At 66.1% G+C, this 14,764-nt stretch carries 22 protein-coding genes and 1 tRNA gene; 13 read left to right on the top strand and 10 right to left on the bottom strand.

The genetic code is table 11. The annotated features are described in order from the left end of the window. The first annotated feature begins 58 nt into the window (after positions 1–58). The 4 genes from pheT (at position 59) to N5D45_RS17540 (ending at position 3,249) form a co-directional block, all read left to right on the top strand. Entirely contained in the window at positions 59–2,440 is a 2,382-nt protein-coding gene (gene pheT / locus N5D45_RS17555; RefSeq protein ID WP_279939368.1) for a phenylalanine--tRNA ligase subunit beta, read from the top strand. 27 nt (positions 2,441–2,467) lie between these two features. Next, positions 2,468–2,767 (top strand): integration host factor subunit alpha, encoded by a 300-nt coding sequence (locus N5D45_RS17550; protein ID WP_005410432.1) that lies wholly within the window; start codon positions 2,468–2,470, stop codon positions 2,765–2,767. After that, positions 2,748–3,104 carry a MerR family transcriptional regulator gene (locus tag N5D45_RS17545; RefSeq protein ID WP_005410431.1) on the top strand — a complete coding sequence of 119 codons (357 nt, stop codon included), beginning with the start codon at positions 2,748–2,750 and terminating at the stop codon, positions 3,102–3,104. Before N5D45_RS17550 ends, N5D45_RS17545 begins: the two co-directional genes overlap by 20 nt. A 68-nt stretch (positions 3,105–3,172) precedes the next feature. Then, positions 3,173–3,249, top strand: a tRNA-Pro gene (locus N5D45_RS17540). A 68-nt stretch (positions 3,250–3,317) separates the two neighbouring features. On the opposite strand, the gene N5D45_RS17535 is transcribed toward N5D45_RS17540, so the two are convergent. From N5D45_RS17535 to N5D45_RS17525, 3 genes are all read right to left on the bottom strand, one after another. Next, complete coding sequence (locus N5D45_RS17535; RefSeq protein ID WP_019336887.1) at positions 3,318–3,758, bottom strand: GNAT family N-acetyltransferase; 441 nt, start codon at positions 3,756–3,758, stop codon at positions 3,318–3,320. Continuing rightward, positions 3,755–4,108 (bottom strand): DUF6713 family protein, encoded by a 354-nt coding sequence (locus N5D45_RS17530; RefSeq protein WP_010486477.1) that lies wholly within the window; start codon positions 4,106–4,108, stop codon positions 3,755–3,757. Before N5D45_RS17530 ends, N5D45_RS17535 begins: the two co-directional genes overlap by 4 nt. A gap of 86 nt (positions 4,109–4,194) precedes the next feature. Further along, complete coding sequence (locus tag N5D45_RS17525) at positions 4,195–4,704, bottom strand: DUF3011 domain-containing protein (protein ID WP_010486479.1); 510 nt, start codon at positions 4,702–4,704, stop codon at positions 4,195–4,197. Between the two features lie 242 nt (positions 4,705–4,946). Here N5D45_RS17525 and N5D45_RS17520 point away from each other — a divergent pair, with 242 nt between their 5' ends. Beyond that, entirely contained in the window at positions 4,947–5,342 is a 396-nt protein-coding gene (locus N5D45_RS17520; RefSeq protein WP_012511691.1) for a hypothetical protein, read from the top strand. A gap of 24 nt (positions 5,343–5,366) precedes the next feature. Here N5D45_RS17520 and N5D45_RS17515 read toward each other — a convergent pair whose 3' ends face one another. Next, positions 5,367–6,059, bottom strand: coding sequence for an aspartate/glutamate racemase family protein (locus N5D45_RS17515; protein ID WP_049434133.1), 693 nt, complete (start codon positions 6,057–6,059; stop codon positions 5,367–5,369). An 85-nt stretch (positions 6,060–6,144) separates the two neighbouring features. Here N5D45_RS17515 and N5D45_RS17510 point away from each other — a divergent pair, with 85 nt between their 5' ends. From N5D45_RS17510 to N5D45_RS17490, 5 genes are all read left to right on the top strand, one after another. Further along, entirely contained in the window at positions 6,145–6,456 is a 312-nt protein-coding gene (locus N5D45_RS17510) for a metalloregulator ArsR/SmtB family transcription factor (RefSeq protein WP_010486485.1), read from the top strand. Further along, entirely contained in the window at positions 6,456–6,806 is a 351-nt protein-coding gene (locus tag N5D45_RS17505; RefSeq protein ID WP_197656535.1) for a polyketide cyclase, read from the top strand. The genes N5D45_RS17510 and N5D45_RS17505 overlap by 1 nt, the downstream gene beginning before the upstream one ends. Positions 6,807–6,843: 37 nt before the next feature. Beyond that, positions 6,844–7,452, top strand: a complete 609-nt coding sequence (locus tag N5D45_RS17500) for an ATP-dependent Clp protease proteolytic subunit (RefSeq protein WP_197656536.1) — start codon at positions 6,844–6,846, stop codon at positions 7,450–7,452. A gap of 98 nt (positions 7,453–7,550) precedes the next feature. After that, positions 7,551–8,192, top strand: a complete 642-nt coding sequence (locus N5D45_RS17495; protein WP_019336882.1) for a LysE family transporter — start codon at positions 7,551–7,553, stop codon at positions 8,190–8,192. A gap of 94 nt (positions 8,193–8,286) precedes the next feature. Continuing rightward, positions 8,287–8,460, top strand: coding sequence for a DUF1328 domain-containing protein (locus tag N5D45_RS17490; protein ID WP_006380555.1), 174 nt, complete (start codon positions 8,287–8,289; stop codon positions 8,458–8,460). Between the two features lie 22 nt (positions 8,461–8,482). Here the strand turns inward: N5D45_RS17490 and N5D45_RS17485 are convergent, their stop codons facing one another. From N5D45_RS17485 to N5D45_RS17470, 4 genes are all read right to left on the bottom strand, one after another. Further along, complete coding sequence (locus N5D45_RS17485) at positions 8,483–8,815, bottom strand: SMR family transporter (protein WP_005410423.1); 333 nt, start codon at positions 8,813–8,815, stop codon at positions 8,483–8,485. Between the two features lie 13 nt (positions 8,816–8,828). Next, on the bottom strand, positions 8,829–9,401 hold the full coding sequence (locus N5D45_RS17480; protein WP_279939365.1) for a TetR/AcrR family transcriptional regulator: 573 nt from the start codon (positions 9,399–9,401) through the stop codon (positions 8,829–8,831). An 88-nt stretch (positions 9,402–9,489) separates the two neighbouring features. Further along, positions 9,490–9,723, bottom strand: coding sequence for a DUF1653 domain-containing protein (locus tag N5D45_RS17475; RefSeq protein WP_197656538.1), 234 nt, complete (start codon positions 9,721–9,723; stop codon positions 9,490–9,492). Between the two features lie 12 nt (positions 9,724–9,735). Next, positions 9,736–10,008, bottom strand: coding sequence for a hypothetical protein (locus tag N5D45_RS17470; protein WP_043401896.1), 273 nt, complete (start codon positions 10,006–10,008; stop codon positions 9,736–9,738). A 402-nt stretch (positions 10,009–10,410) separates the two neighbouring features. Here N5D45_RS17470 and N5D45_RS17465 point away from each other — a divergent pair, with 402 nt between their 5' ends. From N5D45_RS17465 to N5D45_RS17455, 3 genes are all read left to right on the top strand, one after another. Beyond that, positions 10,411–10,617, top strand: a complete 207-nt coding sequence (locus tag N5D45_RS17465; RefSeq protein WP_010486505.1) for a hypothetical protein — start codon at positions 10,411–10,413, stop codon at positions 10,615–10,617. 132 nt (positions 10,618–10,749) lie between these two features. Then, complete coding sequence (locus N5D45_RS17460; RefSeq protein WP_010486507.1) at positions 10,750–11,313, top strand: DUF3011 domain-containing protein; 564 nt, start codon at positions 10,750–10,752, stop codon at positions 11,311–11,313. A 167-nt stretch (positions 11,314–11,480) separates the two neighbouring features. Next, on the top strand, positions 11,481–11,684 hold the full coding sequence (locus tag N5D45_RS17455; protein ID WP_005417823.1) for a hypothetical protein: 204 nt from the start codon (positions 11,481–11,483) through the stop codon (positions 11,682–11,684). A gap of 100 nt (positions 11,685–11,784) precedes the next feature. Here the strand turns inward: N5D45_RS17455 and dxs are convergent, their stop codons facing one another. Next, a complete protein-coding gene (gene dxs / locus N5D45_RS17450; RefSeq protein ID WP_057504371.1) occupies positions 11,785–13,692 on the bottom strand; it encodes a 1-deoxy-D-xylulose-5-phosphate synthase in 1,908 nt (635 codons plus the stop codon). A 105-nt stretch (positions 13,693–13,797) separates the two neighbouring features. Next, positions 13,798–14,463: an HNH endonuclease gene (locus N5D45_RS17445; RefSeq protein WP_019336875.1), complete on the bottom strand. Its 666-nt coding sequence runs from the start codon at positions 14,461–14,463 to the stop codon at positions 13,798–13,800. Between the last annotated feature and the right edge of the window lie 301 nt (positions 14,464–14,764).

Below are 14,764 nucleotides of genomic sequence, written 5' to 3'. Positions count from 1 at the left end.
TGCGCTGGGCGACCACAAAAACCGCAACGGGAGGCACACCTCCCACCAGGGTGACACCATGAAATTCTCCGAAAACTGGCTGCGCAGCCACGTCCCGACCTCCGCCTCGCGCGATGAGCTCAGCGCGGTGCTGACCGCCATCGGCCTGGAAGTGGAAGAGGTGACCGCGCTTGGCAAAGGCCTCGAGCACGTGGTCGTGGCGCGCATCGTCGAAGCGGTGCGCCATCCCGAAGCCGATCGCCTGCAGGTGTGCAAGGTCGATGCCGGGCAGGGCGAGCTGCTGCAGATCGTGTGCGGCGCGCCGAACGCGCGCCCGGGCCTGGTCGCGCCGCTGGCGATGGTCGGCGCGCAGATCGGCGAGCTGAAGATCAAGCCGGCCAAGCTGCGCGGCGTCGAGTCCAACGGCATGCTGTGCTCGGCCAAGGAGCTGGGCCTGGACAACGATGCCTCCGGCCTGCTGGAACTGCCGGACGACGCACCGGTCGGCCAGTCCCTGGTCGAGTATCTGGGGCTGCCGGACGCCAGCATCGAGATCAAGCTGACCCCGAACCGTGCCGACTGCTTCAGCCTGCGCGGCATCGCCTACGACGTCGCCGCCGCCACCCGCAGTGAAGTGCTGGACTTCGCGGCCGACGCCATTGCGCCGGTCGGCAGCCGCGAACTGTCGATCCAGCTCGACGCCGGCGCCGAAGCACCGCGTTACCTGGGCCGCGTCATCGAAGGCGTCAACGCCGCTGCCAAGACCCCGCTGTGGATGGCTGAGCGCCTGCGCCGCAGCGGTGTGCGTCCGGTCTCGCTGCTGGTCGACATCACCCAGTACGTGATGCTGGAGCTGGGCCAGCCGATGCATGCCTACGACCTCGGTACCCTGCAGGGCAGCATCGCCGTTCGCCGTTCGCGCGCGGGCGAGAGCCTGAAGCTGCTGGACGGCCGCGATGCCGCACTGGACGACAGCTTCCTGGTGGTTGCCGATGCTGACCGTGCGGTCGGTCTGGCCGGCCTGATGGGCGGCTTCGATACCCGCGTCACCGACGCGACCACCGCCGTGTTCCTGGAAGCTGCGCACTTCGCGCCGGCCGCGATCATGGGCCGTGGCCGCAAGCTCGGCCTGCACACCGATGCCGGCCACCGCTTCGAGCGTGGCGTCGACCCGGCATTGCCGCGCACCGCCATCGAATACGCCACCCGCCTGGTGCTGGACCTCGCCGGCGGTACCCCGGCGCCGGTCACCGAGGCCGTGCGTGCCGATGACCTGCCGCAGCCGGCGACGATCGTACTGCGCCGTGCTCGCATCAGCCGCGTGCTGGGCATCACCATCGACGACGCCGAAGTCGAGCGCATCCTGCGCGCGCTGGGCATGGACGTGGCTGCGACGGCCGAGGGCTGGCAGGTCGCCGCGCCGAGCCGTCGCTTCGACATCGCCATCGAAGAAGACCTGATCGAAGAACTGGCCCGCATCCACGGTTACGAGCAGATCCCGACCACGCTGCCGGGCGGTGCCTCGCGCGTGGCGATGCCGAGCGAGACCCAGCTGGACGCGCTGAGCGTTCGTCGCCAGCTGATCGCCCGCGACCAGCAGGAAACCGTCAACTTTGCCTTCGTCGACGACGCGCTGCTGACCCAGTGGCAGCTGCGCGATGGCCTGGTACCGCTGGCCAACCCACTGTCGGCCGAACTGGCGGTGATGCGCCCGTCGCTGCTGCCGGGCCTGGTCGCCACGCTGGGTCGCAATGCCGCGCGCCAGTTGGGTCGCGTGCGCCTGTTCGAGCTCGGCCGGGTGTTCACCCAGCAGGCAGGAGATGGCCAGCCGGCGCCGCTGGAAACCCCGCGCGTGGCCGCTGCGGTCTGCGGTGATGCGCAGGCGGTGCAGTGGGGCCTGCCGACCCGCAAGGTCGACTTCCACGATCTGAAGGGCGACCTGGAATCGCTGGCCGCTGCCAGTGGCGCGCAGCTGGAGTTCCGCCCGTCGGCCCGTCCTTACGGCCACCCGGCGCGCTCGGCCGAGGTGTTCCGCGATGGCGTGGCGATGGGCTGGATCGGCCAGGTCCATCCGCGCCTGGTCAAGGCGATGGACATCGAATCCGACGTCTACGCCTTCGAACTGGATCTGGAACCGCTGACCGCCCGCCGCCTGCCGCGTGCCGGCGAGCTGTCGCGCTTCCCAGCGGTGCGTCGCGACCTGGCGTTCCTGGTGCCTGAACAGGTGGCCTGGGCCGATCTGGCGGCGACCGTCCGCCAGGCCGCCGGCCCGCTGCTGCGCGACCTGAACCTGTTCGACCGCTACGTCGGCCAGGGCGTCGAGCCGGGATTCAAGAGTCTCGCTATGGGCTTGATTTTGCAGGACAAGTCGCGCACTCTGACGGACCGCGACGTGGATGCGGTGGTGGCCGAGGCGGTCACTGCCATCGAGCGTGAACACCACGCCCGGATCCGCGGCTGAGCGGGCAGCACTCGGGGGTAGCAGGCAATGGCATTGACCAAGGCGGAGATGGCGGAAAAGCTGTTCGACGAAGTCGGTCTGAACAAGCGGGAAGCCAAGGAATTCGTCGACGCGTTTTTCGATGTGCTGCGTGAAGCATTGGAACAGGGACGTCAGGTGAAGCTGTCGGGCTTCGGTAATTTCGATCTGCGGCGCAAGAACCAGCGCCCGGGTCGCAACCCCAAGACCGGCGAGGAAATTCCGATTTCCGCCCGTACGGTGGTCACCTTCCGTCCGGGCCAGAAGCTCAAGGAGAGGGTGGAAGCTTATGCTGGATCCGGGCAGTAACCGCGAACTACCGCCGATCCCGGCCAAGCGCTACTTCACCATCGGTGAAGTCAGCGAGCTGTGCGACGTCAAGCCGCACGTCCTGCGCTACTGGGAAACCGAGTTTCCCAGCCTTGAGCCGGCCAAGCGCCGAGGCAACCGCCGCTACTACCAGCGCCACGACGTGCTGATGGTGCGGCAGATCCGCAGCCTGCTGTACGAACAGGGCTACACCATCGGTGGCGCACGCCTGCGTCTGGATGGGCCCGATGCCCGCGAGGAATCGGCGCTGAGCAACCAGATCATCAAGCAGGTGCGCATGGAGCTGGAAGAAGTGCTGCAGTTGTTGCGCCGCTGATCCCATTTCCATCGTAATCCGCTATACTTCACGGCCCGCCGCACTGGCGGGCACATCGCAGCATCAGTCGGGGCGTAGCGCAGCCTGGTAGCGCATCTGCCTGGGGGGCAGAGGGTCGTCGGTTCGAATCCGGCCGTCCCGACCACTGTGATGAATCAAGAAGCCTGCGCAGCAATGCGTGGGCTTTTTTGTGCGCGCTGCTGATGCCGATGATCAGTCTTCAGCGAAGCGGTAGATCAGCTCCGGGTCGCCGTCATCCAATCCGTGCACGATGCCGCTGTCGATGAAGCCCGACGCAACGAGCAGGCGCTGCATGCCGATGTTGGAGGCATTGGTCGAGGTGAACAGCTTGCCGCGACCGCGCCGTGCGATCGCGTGTCGCAGCAGTGCGGTACCAATGCCGTGGCCGCGGCGTTCGCGCGCCACCATCAGCATCTCGACGAAGGCCTCGCCGAAGAAGTGGTGATGCATGACCAGGTAGCCGACGACCCTGCCGTCCTGCTCGGCGACATACACGCCGCCGTGTGCCAGCCAGTTGCCAATCTGCATGATCCGCTCTGGATCAATGGCTGCCACGCTGTCGAGCGCGATCAAGGCATCCGCGTCCTGGGGGCTGCCGTTACGCAGGCGCGGAGAACGGGACGTCCGGCTCATCGCGGGCGGAGCTGCAGCAACAGACCGCCACCCGATACAAAACAGGCGAGCAGGACGATGATCGACAGCGGCAGGTGGAATTCATTGCGACCGAGCAGGGCAAACGCCAGGTGGATCAGCGCCGTGCCAATGCCGAGCGCGCCACAAACCAGTGCATAGCCGCGCGCCGTGGATGTACCCAGCAGGGCATGGCGATAACCCCAAAGCACGGCGCCGACTGCGAACAGGTTGAACAGCAGGAAGCCCTGGATGCCGCCGGGCACATGGAACATGGTCCATTCCTGCCAGAACGCAGCGTCGATCTGATGCAGGATCAACGCCAGCAGCGTCGCCAGATACCATCGTTCCATGTCGTGCTCCCTGCCATGCAGGCCATAGTCTATCGACTCCGCCTTGCACGCACGCCTACGCGTTGCAGCCAGCGCGTGGCAGGCAGTCAATACACCCGGAACTCGGCACGGCAGCCGTCGCTGACCCACACGCCGCGACGGTCCCAGCCCCAGTTGCGGTCCTCGATGCAGGTCGTCACCGATTTCTGCTTGACCAGCCGTACCTCGTGACGAACGCGAATCCGACACTCCTTGTCCTTGTTCTCGTAGGACTCGCAGACCAGGCGTTCACCCTCGTTGTCGCGGTCACGGCCGCGGCCACGTCCCGGCCAGCGCCCGTATCCATCGGCGACGAACTCGGCGCGGCAGCCGTCGGTCACCCATAACGTGCGGCGGCTCTGGCCCCAGTTCTGGTTCTCCACGCAGCGGGTGACCGACAGTTGCCTGGCCAGGCGCATCGGGCCCTCGATGGGGCATTGCTCGGTCTTGTTGAACTGGGATTCGCAGCGCAGCGCTGGAATGTGATCAGTGTCGTAGTCCTGGGCGGCCACGGCGGTGGCGGCCAGCAGCAGGACAAGGGCGGCGCCGGTGATCGGCAGCAGCGGGCGAAGGGTCATAGGGAGCCTCGAGCGTGGATTCGGGCGGCAAGAATGACCCAGCACGGGGCCGTCGGAACGCATCGTTCCGGATGTGGCTCAGTAAGGATTTAGTAGTGCGCACGGGCCCATGCAGAGGCTTACATCCCGTATCATCGCTGCACATCCGATCGCATCGGTTTACACCTTCTTACATGTCTTCCACGCCTGTCGGCGCAGCCTGTGGCTGCCGTCACTGGTGTGCGGGCGGCCTGTGGGGGAGGATGCGCGGACCACGACGACCACAGGGGGTTGCGTTGATCAGCAGTACCGTCATTCATCGCTCGGCCGACGCAGGCGGCGCCGAGGTGCGGGTCCTGGACACCACGTTCAAGGGCAAGCATGTGTTCATTGCCTGGGGCCTGCGCGGGCCGGAACTGACCCGCAGCGCGGACCCGGCTGCGACCGTGGCCGCACGCAAGGCGCTGCACGCGGTTGCCGGCCACAGCGAAGGGCCGCGCAGCCCGGAAGTGTTCATCGCCAACCAGTCGGCGGTGGCGATCACGGTCTATCGCCTGCTTACCGAAGCGCGCTCCGGCGATGCCATCTTCTTCCTGTGCGATTCCCAGGCGGTGGTCGAGTGGCTGATCACCGCGCTGGAAGTGCAGGGCGCGGACTGATTCCGCGCTGCACCGAAGGCAGGATCAGGCCAGTGCTGCGTCCACGGCAGCCCGCGCATGCAGGGCAGTGGTATCGAACAACGGCACTGCACTGTCCTCCGGGCGTACCAGCAGCATGATCTCGGTGCAGCCAAGAATGATCGCTTCGGCACCGCGCGCCACCAGTCGCGCGATCACGCCGGCATAGACCTGCCGTGAGTGCTCGCTGACCACGCCGGCAATCAGCTCCTGGTAGATGATGTCGTGCACGCTGCGCCGGTCATCGGCATCGGGCACCAGCACTTCCAGATCGAAGCGATCCTGCAGCCGGCCGCGGTAGAAGTCCTGCTCCATGGTGAAGGCGGTGCCGAGCAGGCCCACCTTGCGTGCGCCTGCCTGCACGATGGCCTGGGCGGTGGGGTCGACGATATGCAGCAGCGGCAGTGGGCAGGCCGCCTCGATGCGGTCGGCCAGCGTGTGCATGGTGTTGGTGCAGACCAGCAGCAGATCGGCACCACCGGCCTGCAGGCGTCGTGCGGCGTCGACCATGTGGTCGCCCAGTGCATCCCAGTCGCCGTCGTGCTGCAGCTGCTTGATCGGGGCGAAGTCCACCGACCACAGCAGCAGCTGCGCGGAGTGCGCGCCACCGAGGCGCTGCCGTACGTCCTCGTTGATGAGCCGGTAGTACTGGGCCGAGCTTTCCCAGCTCATGCCGCCGATCAGGCCAAGGGTCTTCATGCATTGCTCCAGGGAAGAGGCTGTCATTGCAGCACAGCAGATCGGAGGGTTGCATTAAACATTAGTGGACACTAATGTATTGATCATGATCGAGAACGCCCTGTTCAAGGCGCTGGCCGACCCCACCCGCCGCCATATCTTCGAAAAGCTGGCCGAGGGCGGGCAGCATGCCAGCGCGCTGCGCGAGGGCATGGCGATCAGCCAGTCTGCGATGTCCCAGCACCTGGCAGTGCTGCGCGATGCCGGACTGGTGCATGAGCAGCGCCAAGGCCGCTTCGTCCACTACGAGGTCGATCCGCGCGGGCTGGCCCACATCGGCCGCTGGTTGCAGCGCTACCGGGCCTACTGGCCGGCGCGGATGTCCGCACTGCAGAACCTGCTGGAGGAGATGGACTGATGGACGACGTTCTGAACGAAGCGGCTCCCGCCTTGGTGATGGAGCAACGGCTGCCAGCGCCACCGGGACGGGTCTGGCGCGCACTGTGCGATCCAGCGCTGCGTGAGCGCTGGTTGCCTGCAGCCGATCTTGCCGACCCGCAGCCCTGCCTGTGCGAGGAAGGACGGGAGCTGGGGTTCCACTTGCGCGATGCGCAGCCCCCACATCTGCACAGCCTGGTGTGTTTCCAGCTGCGCGCGGATGACAGTGGGGGGACGGTGCTGACCATCGTGCATCGGCTCACCGACCTGCGCACGCCGCTGCCGTTGGCCGCCAACGACGATCATCGCACCATGATGCGCGCGGCCTGAGGTGGCGCCTCAATCCCACCGGACAAGGAGCAGGCACATGCCGGACAGAATGCAGCTGGTACCGATGGTGGTGGAGCGCAGCGAGCGGGGCGAGCGCTCCTATGACATCTACTCGCGGCTCCTGCGCGAGCGCATCATCTTTCTCAACGGCGAAGTCGATGACGCCGTGTCGGCGCTGGTCTGCGCGCAGTTGTTGTTCCTGGAATCGGAAAACCCGGAGAAGCCGATCCATCTGTACATCAACTCGCCGGGTGGGGCGATCTCCAGCGGCCTGGCGATGTACGACACGATGCAATACATCTCGGCCCCGGTGCATACGCTGTGCATGGGCACCGCACGGTCGATGGGTTCGTTCCTGCTGATGGCCGGCGAGCCCGGTCACCGCGCGGCGTTGGCCAATGCCAGCCTGCACGTGCACCAGCCGCTGGGCGGGGTGCAGGGCCAAGCTTCGGACATCTTCATCCACGCCGAGGAGATGCAGCGCACCAAGCAGCGCATCACCCGACTGTATGCGCAGCATTGCGGACGCAGTGTCGAGGACGTCGAGCAGACCTTGGACCGCGATCGTTTCATGAGTGCCGAGCAGGCATGCGAATGGGGCCTGATCGACCAGGTACTGGTACGGCGCGACGCGCTCGCTGCCTGAGCCGGCCTCTGTAACCACCACATCCACGCTGTGCTGTATGTGCCGCGCGCTGCAGGCGCGTTCTATGCTGGTTGCGTCTTCTGAAGTGGATGTGCGCTATGGCCCTGCATACCTGGTGGTGGTTCCTGGCCACGGTGTTTGTTCTGTGTGGCACGCCGGGGCCGAACATGCTGCATATCCTCGGCCGCAGCGTCGGACTCGGCTTCCGCGGCAGTGTGCCGGCGATGGCCGGCTGCCTGCTGGCGATGCTGCTGGTGCTGGCCGCGTCCGCTGCTGGCCTGAGCGCATTGCTTCATTCCTCGCCGATGCTGTTCGAAGTGCTGCGCTATCTGGGTGTGGCCTACCTGGCCTGGCTGGGCCTGAAGGCATGGCGCGATAGTTGCCGTCCCGCGCCTGCGGTGACGGTGGATGCCGCACTGCCGATGACGCCGACGCTTGGTGCCTGGACCGTGTTCCGTGGTGGCCTTCTGGTGGGCCTGAGCAATCCCAAGCTGCTGCTGTTCGCGGCGGCGTTCCTGCCGCAGTTCGTCGATCCGTCACGCGGCCAGGCACTGCAGTACAGCGTGCTGGTGGCCACCTTCGCCGCCTGCGAACTGTTCTGGTACGTGATGTATGCAGCCGGTGGCCATGGCCTGCGCCGCTGGCTGGCCAAGCCGTTTGCACGACGCTGGTTCGAGCGGCTGGTGGGCAGCGTGTTCCTGGCGTTTGCCGTCGCGCTGCTGCGCTTCCGTCCGCGCTGATTCACGCCGCGCACGCGGCCTGTTCACGACTGCCGCATCGGCCACGGCCTAGCCTGATCATCCAGTACGCAGTCCCTGCGGGGAAAGGTTTGACATGATCAAGTGGGCCATCATCTTCGCCATCATCGGCGTCATTGCGGGCGTGCTCGGCTTCGGTGGCATTGCCGGTGCCGCGGTCGGCATCGCCAAGTTCCTGTTCTGGGCCGGCATCATCATCGCCGTGGTGCTGTTCCTGCTCGGCATGACCGTAGCGAAGAAGGTCAGCTAGCGTTGATCGCGCAGCAGCGTGCTCAATGTGCGCTGCTGCGCGAGAACAGATTGATCACCAGTACACCGGCGCAGATCAGGCCGATGCCGATCAACGCGGGTGCATCCAGGCGCTGCTTGAACACTACCAGCCCGATCAGCGAGATCAGCACGATGCCGACGCCGGACCAGATCGCGTAGGCGATGCCGGTCGGAATCGACTTCATGGTCATCGACAACAGGTAGAAGCACAGCCCGTAGCCGACCAGCGCGCCCAGCGTCGGCGCCAGCCGGCTCATGCCGTCGGACGCCTTCAGCAGTGATGTGGCAATCACTTCCAGCACGATGGCGGCAGCAAGGTACAGGTAGGGATTCATTGCGCGCTCCAGCTCACTGCGGGTCGCACAGTTTCAGGGCCTGCTCGGCCATGGCCAATGCGTTGGCACGTTCCTCCTCGTCCAGTGGACGCCCATAGGCCGTGGCCCAGTAGCCATCGGCAGCGCAGCGCGCCGCGTACAGCCGGGGATCGTTGGCTTCGCCGGCGAATTCGGCCAGCATCGCACGCTTCCAGGTGCGCCAATGCGCGAGCAGGGGCGGTTCCATCAGGTTGCCGAGGGTCAGGCCGATGTCGTTGTCCTGCTCCTGCTGCAGCAGATGCTCGAAATTGGCCTGCACATAGGCGCGGCTGAAACGGCCATGGCCTTCGGGATTTTCCTGCAGCAGGGCGCGTACCCGCGCTTCGAACTCGCCGATGAGCGCTCCGACCGCTTCATCCACCAGTGCCTGCTTGCTGCTGAAATGATGGAACAACGCACCCTTGCTGACACCAGCGGCCTGCGCGACGTCCTGCACGGTCAGCGCGGCCAGGCCGTTACGGCCGATCACTTCAATGGTGGCCTGCAGCAGTGACTGGCGCACGCTGTCGGGCGCCTTGCGGCGCGAACGGGAGGGGGATGCAGACATGGTGGGAAGAAACCGACTGGACGGTACGATTGTAGCGCAGGCCCGCTGTGTTGCCGCGCGCTGCCGGCCTGGACCGGCAGCGGAACCGTCATGCGTCGACGCGGGCGAAACGTGGTTGCAGTCCGTGCTCGCCGGGCACCTGCTCGACGAACATGGCGTACGGGCGTACCCAAAGGCCGCCTTCGCCATACAACGCGCGGTACAGCACCATCGGCTGCAGGGTCTCGCTGCTGCGGACGATGTCCAGCACTTCGTACTCGCCGCCCTTGAAGTGGCGGTAGCGGCCCGGGGCCAGGGGGGGGAGCGGACTCAGCTCAGCCATGGTGGGCGCGACTCACTTGCGCGCCGGGCTGGCCGGCTTTGCGCAATAGGCGTTGATGGCTTCGGCGGTGTTGGCCAGGCCCTGTGCCTGCGCCAGTTCCCACGGGCGTTCGCAACGCTGGCTGTGCTCGCACCACTGGTAGCCGGCCGAACCGATGCAGCCATGCGCATCGCGATCACCGCCGACCACCGGCGTGGCTGTCGCTTGGGCGTGCGTGGGTGCCTTGTCGGGGCTGGCGCAGGCGACCAGGACCAGTAGCGCGGGAATCAGAAGAAGGGATTTCATCGGCGGAGCTCCGTGCCTAAAGCAACAGTGTCGGCCGCAGGAAAAACGGCAGCAAGTGCTCAGTGCAGGGCGGCGCGGATCAGTTCCTCGATCAGCACCAGATAGCTGGCCACGAAGTAGAACTTCAGCAACGTCCAACGCTGCTGCGAGAAGAAGGTGCGCATGTGGAAGGGGCCCCTGTTGGTGACGGTAGTGTGAAGCTCTGTCAACTCCGTGACAAGGGTCACGAAAGGGATTCACTAAACGGCCTCAGGGATGTGAGGGCGGGGCGGTCTGACAGTCCGGCGCGGCATTTTCGTACAAATCTGATAGGCCATCCCGGAGGTGCTCGCTAGCCTGATGGTGTACCGGCGCTCAGGGCCTTCCGCTGCCGGCATGCCTTCATTCCGCAGGAGTCTTCCAATGGTCATTACCGTTCAATGCAACGCCCGGCACTGGTCCGTACTGGATCCGCAGGCGCATGACGCCACCCGTTATGCACGGGGCGCCGAGGCTTTCGATGTCGCTGCGGCGCGGGCCCTGGAGCACCACCGCCGTACCGGCCAGCGCAGCACGGTACGGGTCGAGGCGCTCGGCAATTCGGTGGACGCACTCCACGTCGGAAGTTGACACCACCGGCTGAGGCGCAGTCAGCCACGGTTGAGTTGTTTGAATGGGGAAAAAACCGCCGTGGGGCGCCCCCCTGTGCGCCGCGCCACGAATCCTCGATGCTTGCGCCATCGTATTCATCCGGAGATCCCGATGGGCAAGGCACTCACCTGGCGCACCCTGGCCTGCACCCTGCTGCCAATGCTGGCGGCCGCGGGCGGCGCGCAGGCGCAGAGCTATGGTTACGGTTATGACGACGATCGCTACGGCGGTCGTGATGGCGGCGGCATCGTACGCTGCGAATCGATCAAGAACCGCAGCAATGAATGCCGCCTGGAAGGCCGTGCCCGGATGATCCGCCAGTTGTCGGGCTCGCCGTGCGTGGAAGGCGAGACCTGGGGACAATCGCGCTATGGTGTCTGGGTTACCCAGGGCTGTCGTGCCGAGTTCGTTGGCGAGTACCGCCGCGGCGGTGGCTGGGGTGGTGGCCATGGCAACGGCTGGGGCAATGGTGGCAATGGCTGGGGTGGGGGTGAGGTGATCACCTGCCATTCCAACGGTCATCGCCAGGAGTACTGCGATGCGCGCATCCGTCGTGGTGTGCGCCTGGTCCGCCAGGATTCACGCAGCGCCTGCATCGAGGGCCAGACCTGGGGCTGGGACCGCCGTGGCATCTGGGTCAGCGACGGTTGCCGGGCGCAGTTCCAGGTGAATTGAGCACGCGCCTCGAAAATCAGAATAATCTGATACAGCTCACATTTTGAACGTCGTATCTTCTGCGATCAGGGCACCTCTGCGTGCCCCTGATCCGCCGCGATGAAGTCTGCCGTAACCGGCACGCCCATCCCGCCACCGTCGATACGCTGCCTCAAGGAGTGAGCTGCATGTTGATCCGCCTGCAATGCGAGCAACGCCAATGGCGCGTGCTGCACCCGGACCGGCCGGAACCGATCGAGTTCCGCGATGGTGCCCGGGCCTACGATTTCGCTGAAACCCTTGCACGCCTCCACTTCGTCGACACCGGGCAGCGCGCTGCGGTGCGGGTGGAGGCCAGCGGCGCGTTCGTGGAAGCGGTCAGCTACGGCTGAGGGCTGGGGCTCCCTGATCTGTCCCCACGCATGGCGTGGATCGACCCCTGTTCCGCAGTGGATCCACGCCATGCGTGGATCCACCGGGTGGTGACCGGTCTCAGCCTGCCGCGCTGAGCGGCGGGGTCCCGGCAGCCAGCTGCGGCCAGCGCTTGAGTACGGCCGCGCGGATGCCTGCGGCGTCGATGCCGGCTTCGGCCAGCAGGTCCTCGCGGCTGGCGTGGTGCTGGTAGCTGTCGGGCAGGCCCAGGTGCAGGATCGGGCGCAGCACGCCTTCGGCATTGAGCAGCTCACCGACGCCGGAGCCGGCGCCACCGGCCACCACGTTGTCTTCGATCGTCACCAGCCCCTCGTGCTGGGCGGCGACAGCCAGCACCAGCTCGCGGTCCAGCGGCTTGATGAAGCGCATGTTGACCACGCTCAGGCCCAGTTCGCGGCCAACCTGTTCGGCGGCGGCCACGGTGCTGCCGAAGGCGAGCAGGGCGATACGACTGCCCTGCAGGCGCAACTCGCCCTTGCCGATCGGCAGGGTGGACAGGTCGGTGCCGGCAGCCACGCCGGTGCCGGTGCCGCGCGGATAGCGCACGGCGGCTGGGCCCGGGTGCTGCAGGCCGGTGCTGAGCATCTGCCGGCACTCGGCCTCATTGGATGGCGCCATCACCACCATGTTCGGAACGCAGCGCAGGAAGCTCAGGTCGAGGTTGCCGGCATGGGTCGCACCGTCCGGGCCGACCACACCGGCGCGGTCAATGGCGAACAGAACATCCAGGTCCTGGATGGCCACGTCATGTACCAGCTGGTCGTACGCGCGCTGCAGGAAGGTCGAATAGATCGCCACCACCGGCTTGCCCCCCTGGGTCGCCATGCCGGCGGCCAGCGTGACCGCGTGCTGTTCGGCAATCGCCACGTCGAAGTAGCGCTGCGGGAATTCCTTGCTGAAACGCACCAGGCCGGAGCCTTCGCGCATCGCCGGGGTGATGCCGTACAGGCGCGGCTCGGCGGCGGCGGCATCGCACAGCCAGTCGCTGAACACGTCGGTATAGGTGGGCTTCTTGGCGCCAGCCTTGGCCACCAGGCCCTTGTCCGGATCAAACGGACCCACCGCGTGGTAGCCGATCTGATCGCCTTCGGCCGGCTCGTAGCCCTTGCCCTTTGTCGTCATCACGTGCAGCAGCTTCGGGCCCTTGGAGGCGCGCAGCGTCTTCAGCGTGGACAGCAGGGCGGGCATGTCGTGGCCGTCGATCGGGCCGGTGTAGTGGAAACCCATTTCCTCGAACATCGTGGACGGCACGAACATGCCCTTCCAGTGTTCTTCCCAGCGCTTCACGAAGCGCGCCGGGTTGTTCTTCTTGTCGCCGAGGATCTTCTTGCCGCCTTCGCGCAGTGCATTGAGCGTGCGGCTGCCGGTAGCACGGCCGAGCATCTTGGTCAGGCCGCCGACCGCCTCGGAGATCGACATGTTGTTGTCGTTGAGGATCACCAGCAGATTCGGTTCCGGCTCCATGCCGCCGGCGTGCATCAGCGCTTCGAAGGCCATGCCGGCGGTCATCGCACCGTCACCGATCACCGCAACGACCTGGCGGTTGTCGCCTTCGGACTGGCGAGCGATGGCCATGCCGAGCGCGGCCGAGATCGAGGTCGACGAATGGCCGACGCCGAAGGTGTCGTACTCGCTCTCTTCACGCTTCGGGAACGGTGCCACGCCGTCCTTCTGCTTGACGGTGTGGATCTCGTCGCGGCGACCGGTCAGGATCTTGTGTGGGTAGGTCTGGTGACCGACGTCCCAGACCAGCTGGTCCTGCGGGGTCTGGTACAGGTAGTGCAGGGCCACGGTGAGTTCGATCACGCCCAGACCGGCGGCGAAGTGGCCGCCGCTCTTGCCCACCGACTCGATGAGGTAGGCACGCAGTTCGTCGGCGACCGCCCTCAATTCGGATTCGTCGAACGTGCGCAGGTCATCCGGTGTCTGGATGCGCGCGAGGCGGGGATAGCGGGCAGAGTCGATCATCATGTTCGCACTTGTTCTGAACGCCCATTTTCGCCCTCAAACGGGGGTGGGGCAAGCAAACGCCGCCGCCCGTGACAGGACGGTGAGGGTTGCATTTTCGGCGATTCAGGTGCTCAGTTTTGAGCGCTTCGGCAATTGCGCCTTCAGGAAGGCCATCTGGTCGGCCAGGATGTTGCGGTTGGACAGGATCAGATGCTCGATCCAGCTGGGCCGGTAGGGCACCGCCAGCAGTGGCATTCCGGCCTGCTGCGGGGTGCGGTCGCTCTTGCGCGAGTTGCAGTGGAAGCAGGCGGTGACCACGTTTTCCCAGCAGTCCAGGCCGCCCTTGGACAGCGGCATGACGTGGTCGCGGGTGAGCGTGGGGCGGTTGAACTGCTGGCCGCAGTACATGCACAGGTGGGCGTCGCGGGCGAACAGGGCCGGGTTGGTCAGGTTCGGCGTCGGGTCGATCGCGCGGGAGCGGGCGTGGCCGCGCGCGGCGATGATCGGGTGCAGGTCCATCCCGCTCTGCAGGCCGCTGAAGCGGTTTGTGCCGCCGTGGATGTGCAGGCAGGGATCGCCGAGTGTCCAGGCGACGGCTTCGCGGGCGTAGAGGCACGCCGCATCCTGCCAGGTGATCCAGTCCAGTACGCGTCCGTGGGCATCAAGCGAGAGCAGCCGGACCGAACCGGGGCGATGCAGCGTCGTGGCGTTGGGCGATGCTTCGGCGCCCGGAGCAGAAAACGGAGCTCCGGCTTCGATCAGACCCAAGCGTGTAGTGTCTGTCTCCATCGGGAGAACAGCTTATACCTGAATCATTGCGATTTGGGTATCGCCCTGTGGGCGAAACCCAAATCGCAAGATTCAGGTCCGCGCATTCCTCCTATCCCCCGCACCTGTCGGTGCGCCCCCCTTAACAAAGGGGGGCTCTTCTCCAGAGGGATTTCGGTGGTTTTCATCCACGCGTGGCGTGGATCTACGCAGATCGCGGGGAACTGTCAGAGGCGGGGCGGTGTGGGTTGGCAGGACCGTCGGCGCCATGGGCCCGAGGCATGCCTCGGGCGGGTTGGGCAGGACGCCCCAACCCCGGTCT

The sequence above is a fragment of the Stenotrophomonas sp. GD03819 genome (genome assembly GCF_029841665.1).
Taxonomy (GTDB): Bacteria; Pseudomonadota; Gammaproteobacteria; order Xanthomonadales; family Xanthomonadaceae; genus Stenotrophomonas; species Stenotrophomonas geniculata.
This window is presented reverse-complemented; position numbering and strand designations above follow the sequence as displayed.